This window comes from Virgibacillus sp. CM-4 (assembly GCF_000445495.1).
Taxonomy (GTDB): Bacteria; Bacillota; Bacilli; order Bacillales; family Amphibacillaceae; genus Virgibacillus; species Virgibacillus salexigens.
Window position 1 is genome coordinate 77994 of sequence record NZ_AUQA01000009.1, and the last position, 6000, is coordinate 83993.

A 6000-nucleotide genomic window follows, 5' to 3' on the forward strand; every position below is an offset into this window, starting at 1 on the left:
TCTACCCCTTCACTTATCTATTATAAACGATTTTAGCAATAAGAAAGTTACAGGTTCCTATCAATTTAATCAAATATTTCCATAGTCTTGCCACAATTTAGTTGACTGGCATATCAGTAATGAATAGTTTTGAGGGAAATTACAATGGAGTTTCTACATGCCTATCGGTTTCACTTTAATAAGAAGTTTATATGTTTTGAAGCGTAGCTACTTGAATTTCATCTTTCTTTTCTATTTTAACATACCATATGGTGCGGATGAACGTTATACGATTAGGGCATTTCTTCCATTCTGCATTTTTTATAAAGTATATCTAAAAGGGTCTCCATAAGAGCACCTTACTCTCATGAAGACCATTTTTCCTTATAGGATTTAAGGAAGAATAATAAATTCCCCTTTATTATTTAAACCTATTTTCACTTTTTGACCTTTTGTTATTGTTTCTTTAAGCAGTTCTTCTGATAATAAATCTTCGATGTTTTTCTGGATGGAACGACGAAGTGGTCTAGCGCCATATTCTGGATCAAATCCTTCATTAGCAATTTTTTCAACTGCCTTATCTGTTAGTGAGAAATCAATATCTTGGCCCTTAAGGCGTCGTTGTAACTGCTCTACCATTAAGGTTACAATATTCTTCATATGCTTTTTCTCTAAGGAATGGAATACAATGGTTTCGTCAATTCGGTTAAGAAACTCTGGACGGAATGACTTTTTCATCTCATCCATCACCTTTGATTTCATATCTTTATATTCTTGGCCTTCCTCCTCAAGATTAAAGCCAACATATTTATTTCGTTTTAATTCGCTTGCACCTACATTAGAAGTCATGATTAGGACGGTATTACGAAAATCTACAACCCGCCCTTTAGAATCTGTAAGTCGACCATCTTCCAACACTTGTAATAAAATATTAAATACTTCTGGATGTGCCTTCTCTACTTCATCTAATAGAACAACAGAATATGGTTTTCTACGTACCTTTTCTGTTAATTGTCCTCCCTCGTCATAACCAACGTATCCTGGAGGAGAACCAACTAAGCGAGAAGTAGCGTGTTTTTCCATATACTCCGACATATCTATTCGAATCATAGCATCTTCATCTTCAAACATTGCTTCTGCTAGGGCACGAGCCAATTCTGTTTTTCCAACACCAGTAGGGCCTAAGAAAATAAAGGAACCAATTGGCCGCTTCGGATCTTTTAATCCAGCACGTGCTCTTCGAATAGCTTTGGAAATAGCATTTACAGCTTCCTCTTGCCCAATTACACGATTGTGTAGTATTCCTTCCATATTTAATAATCGATCGCTTTCGTCTTTGGTTAATTTCGAAACAGGCACACCAGTCCAGGTAGAAACAACACTAGCAATATCTTCGATGGTGACTTCTGAATCGGTTTGGCCTTGTTTTTCTTTCCACTCATTCTTTGTTTCTTCTAACTCTTCACGAAGACGTTGTTCTGAATCACGAAGCGATGCCGCTTTTTCAAATTCTTGACTTTGCACAGCTGCATCCTTTTCTTTTCGGACTTCTTCAAGTTTTTGTTCTAATTCTTTTAGGTTTGGTGGAACGGTATAAGAGCGTAAACGAACCTTTGAACCAGCCTCATCAATTAAATCAATTGCCTTATCCGGGAGAAAACGATCAGTAATATAGCGATCAGATAGGTTAGCAGCTGCTTCTATTGCTTCATCTGTTATCGTTACACGGTGATGCGCTTCATAACGATCACGTAAACCATTTAATATTTGAACGGTTTCCTCTAATGTCGGCTCATCTACTTGGATTGGCTGGAATCTACGTTCCAGAGCAGCATCTTTTTCAATATATTTACGGTACTCATCCAATGTAGTAGCACCAATACATTGTAGTTCTCCACGAGCTAAAGATGGTTTAAGTATATTGGAAGCATCAATTGCTCCTTCTGCCCCACCAGCACCGATCAATGTGTGTAATTCATCGATAAACAGAATAATGTTTCCTGCCTGGCGAATCTCTTCCATCACTTTTTTTAACCGATCCTCGAATTCACCACGGTATTTTGTTCCTGCAACTACTGTACCCATATCCAGGGTCATCACGCGTTTATCGCGTAATATTTCCGGAACTTCATTATTAATAATCTGTTGGGCTAACCCTTCTGCTACAGCTGTCTTCCCAACACCAGGTTCTCCAATTAGTACTGGATTGTTTTTTGTCCGGCGACTTAAAACTTGAATTACTCTTTCGATTTCCTTACTACGTCCAATAACCGGATCAATATTCCCTTCTTTTGCACTTACAGTTAAATCACGAGCTAATGAATCTAATGTAGGCGTATTTGCATTGGATTGCTGACCACGACCTTGACGATTTGTCTGTGATTCATTGCTTCCAAGCAATTGAAGCACCTGTTGTCTCGCTTTATTTAAGCTAACACCTAAATTATTCAATACGCGTGCCGCAACGCCTTCGCCTTCTCGGATAAGTCCCAGTAAAATATGCTCTGTACCTACATAGGAATGCCCTAGTTTCCTTGCTTCGTCTTGTGAAAGTTCCACAACCTTTTTGGCACGAGGCGTGTAGTGAATCGACTGCATTGGCTGTTTGCCAACTCCAATTAATTTCTCCACCTCTTCTTGAATTTTAGATATTTCAAGGTTTAATGATTGCAAGGCTTTAGCAGCTATCCCTTCGCCCTCTCTGACAAGTCCTAAAAGGATATGTTCTGTACCAATATTATTATGTCCAAGTCGTACAGCTTCTTCTTGTGATAACGCTAGTACCTTTTGTGCTCTTTCAGTGAAACGTCCAAACATCATATAATAATTCCTCCTATCTATTTCTCTAATTCTAATCGCTGGCGAATGAGTGACGCTCGTAACACATCACGTTCATTTGCTGTCAACGTTTTTTTGGCATATTGTTGTAAGAATCCTGGTTGCGTAAGTATCATTAATTCATTTAATATATTTCGAGAAACATTTCCTAATAATCCTAAGTCTATCCCTAATCGAACATCTGATAAACATTGAGCAGCTTCTTTCGATTCAATAATTCTTGCATATTCTAGTACACCATATGAACGGCATATCCGGTCCTCTAATTTTGTACGCATTTGATCCATTAACTGTTCCCGTGCATGTCGCTCATGCTCAATAAGCTGCTGTACCACGCTTTGCAAATCCTCAACAATATCTTCTTCCGACTTTCCAAGGGTTATTTGGTTAGAAATTTGAAAAATATTACCTTGAGCCTCACTGCCTTCCCCATAGATTCCGCGAACTACTAAACCTAATTGATTAATTGCTGGAATCATACGATTAATTTGCTTTGTAAAAACGAGTGCAGGAAGATGCATCATAACAGAAGCACGCATACCGGTACCCACATTTGTAGGACAGCTGGTTAAATACCCTCTTGTTTCATCAAATGCATAATTAATTTTCTCTTCTAGCCAATCATCAAATTCAAAAGCCTTATTAAGTGCTTTGGATAGCTGAAAACCTGGGAAGTATAATTGCATTCGAATGTGATCTTCTTCGTTAATCATTAATGACACTTGCTCATTTTCTGATATTAAAGTGGCTGCTGATTCGGAATATTTTGCCAATAAAGGGCTAATTAAATGTTTTTCTACTAATACCCGTTTTTCTACTGATGATAAATCTCGAATAGAGATAAAAGCAAACTGTTTATATTCCTCAAAAGATTGATTCTCATATTTCTCTTTAAAGAAATTGCGAATTTCTTCTAATTGATCTGGATCAGCAAGAATAGGATAAGCTACATTTGCAAAGTTTCTAGCAAGCCGAATCCGACTGCTTAATACAATATCGCTATCTGGGCCTTCTTTTCTCATCCACGGGCTAAGCGCTTCATTCATAAACTGTTGTAAAGTCAAGACTGATCACCTGCCTCTGGCTTATCCTGGTCTTGATTCAATGCTTTAATTTTATCTCGGACTTTTGCAGCTTCTTCAAACGCTTCATTTTCAACTAAGGATTTTAATTGATCTTTTAAAGCTTCTACCTGTTTCTTTTTATGCAAGTCCCCACCCTGACGTTTCGGTATTTTACCATTATGCTTTGTATTTCCTGCATGTACTCGGCGAAAAATAGGGTCAAGACGTTCATTAAACGTTTCATAACAGACTGCACACCCAAATTTACCAATCTGTTTAAATTCAGAAAAAGTCAATTCACATTTTGGACACTGCAATTCATTTACCTGCTGGTAAGTAGTTCCTTGTGCGCTTGCAATATTAGATGTATCAAAGTTAAAGAGTCCAGATAACAAATGATGCAAGGAATAACCATCTTCAGGATAATTCATATACCCTTTTTCCTTTGCACAAACATTGCAAACATGGACTTCCATTTTCTTCCCTTGAATTACTTGGGAAAAATGGAGTGTCGCAGGTCGCTCATGACATTCCTGGCACTTCATTTTCTGATTACCCCCTTTACTTATTTAAATACTTTAACGTACGAAGCATAGAAGTTAATATGCGTGCACGGATCTCATCACGTAATGGCAGTTGGAAAGCTAGCGTTTCTCTTCCTATTGCACTAAGCATAATCTTTGCTTCCCTCTGCGTAACAATTTGTTCCTCTAATAACCTTTCTAAGACATCTATGGTTTTTTGTTGCGAGACGGTTGGATTGACCATACTAATAATCTCATCAATTAGATCTGATTTATCTTGATGAATAACTCGCATGATTCGAATATATCCACCGCCTCCACGTTTACTTTCAACTATATATCCTTTTTCCACGGTAAACCTAGTGTTAATCACATAATTAATTTGTGAGGGGACACATTGAAATTGATCAGCAATCTCGCTTCGTTTTATTTCAATTACATTTTTCCCTTTTGCTTGGAGTATTTGCTTTAGATAATTTTCAATTATATCTGATATATTACTCATATGCCCACCCCCTTTTAGATCATTATCCTTTGACTTTGACTATCTTTGACTATACCTTTATTATACGGCAAAATACTAAAGATGCAAATACATTGTCTAAGCTTATTTTTGACAAAAAACAAAGATACAAAACCTAAGAGTGGTATCATCCTTAAATTTTTTAAAAACCTTACAACTTATTGTATGTTGTAAGGTTCTTTTTGTAGTCTTTCTTATTTAAGTTCCGTGATATTTTTAACATGATCAACCTTTGAGATCTCCTCGAATAATGATATACGATCTAAGTCTGGCTTTTTTTCGATTTTAATAAATATATTTCGCAAGTCATTTTCTATTTTGATGATCTCTACTTCTTTTATTGTTAAATTAAATTTTTCAAAAGCAGCAACAACTTCATTTACATGTAAACCAGGTAATGTAACAATTTGTATTAAATTCGAGCTGCCACCACGTCTAAACAATCGCTCAAAGTTATTAAGAAAAATTAAACTCAATAAAATAATCAACGTTGTAAAAACAGCTGCTGCGTACATTCCTGCTCCGACTACTAAACCTAGTCCAGCTACGGTCCATATAGAAGCAGCAGTTGTTAAACCACGAATGGTTCCACCATAAACAATAATCGTACCCGCTCCAAGAAAGCCGATCCCACTAATAACATATGAAGGAATTCTCGCTGGGTCAAATTGAACTTGATCATATTCTTCCATAAATGATTCGAAACCAAATAGCGAAAGAAGCATCATTAAACAAGAACCCACACCAACTAAGATGTGTGTGCGAAAACCCGCTGAATGATTCTTAATCTCTCTTTCAAATCCAATTAATCCAGATAAAACCAGTGCAATTAACACACGTGTCATAATGAGATAGAAATGTTCACCTAATAAGTCATCTAGGATTTCCTCCAAATTTTCGCACCTCCTGTTTTATTTTATAAAATAATATATATCAAAATATGGTATGCCCACCATATATATGCTTAAAAACCTTAGTCTATATAAACAAAAAACTGACCGTAGTACTTACGGTCAGTTTATGAAATGGCCTGGCGGCGTCCTACTCTTGCAGGGGCAAAGCCCCAACTACC

Annotated in this window: 5 protein-coding genes; all 5 read right to left on the minus strand. The window is 36.8% G+C overall.

Annotated elements, in window-relative coordinates; genetic code table 11:
- Positions 1-372 precede the first annotated feature (372 nt).
- Positions 373-2799: an ATP-dependent protease ATP-binding subunit ClpC gene (clpC, locus tag M948_RS42345; RefSeq protein ID WP_021292737.1), complete on the minus strand. Its 2427-nt coding sequence runs from the start codon at positions 2797-2799 to the stop codon at positions 373-375.
- Between the two features lie 17 nt (positions 2800-2816).
- Positions 2817-3881, minus strand: a complete 1065-nt coding sequence (locus M948_RS42350; RefSeq protein ID WP_021292738.1) for a protein arginine kinase — start codon at positions 3879-3881, stop codon at positions 2817-2819.
- Positions 3878-4426, minus strand: a complete 549-nt coding sequence (locus M948_RS42355; protein WP_021292739.1) for a UvrB/UvrC motif-containing protein — start codon at positions 4424-4426, stop codon at positions 3878-3880. Before M948_RS42355 ends, M948_RS42350 begins: the two co-directional genes overlap by 4 nt.
- 16 nt (positions 4427-4442) lie before the next feature.
- Positions 4443-4910, minus strand: coding sequence for a CtsR family transcriptional regulator (locus M948_RS42360; protein ID WP_021292740.1), 468 nt, complete (start codon positions 4908-4910; stop codon positions 4443-4445).
- Between the two features lie 212 nt (positions 4911-5122).
- Entirely contained in the window at positions 5123-5821 is a 699-nt protein-coding gene (locus M948_RS42365; RefSeq protein ID WP_021292741.1) for an MgtC/SapB family protein, read from the minus strand.
- Positions 5822-6000: the final 179 nt, after the last annotated feature.

Bases quoted from the DNA above. Each gene is read 5' to 3' on its own strand.
- M948_RS42360 (WP_021292740.1), bottom strand. From the start codon at position 4,910: ATGAGTAATATATCAGATATAATTGAAAATTATCTAAAGCAAATACTC.
- M948_RS42355 (WP_021292739.1), bottom strand. From the start codon at position 4,426: ATGAAGTGCCAGGAATGTCATGAGCGACCTGCGACACTCCATTTTTCC.
- clpC (WP_021292737.1), bottom strand. From the start codon at position 2,799: ATGATGTTTGGACGTTTCACTGAAAGAGCACAAAAGGTACTAGCGTTA.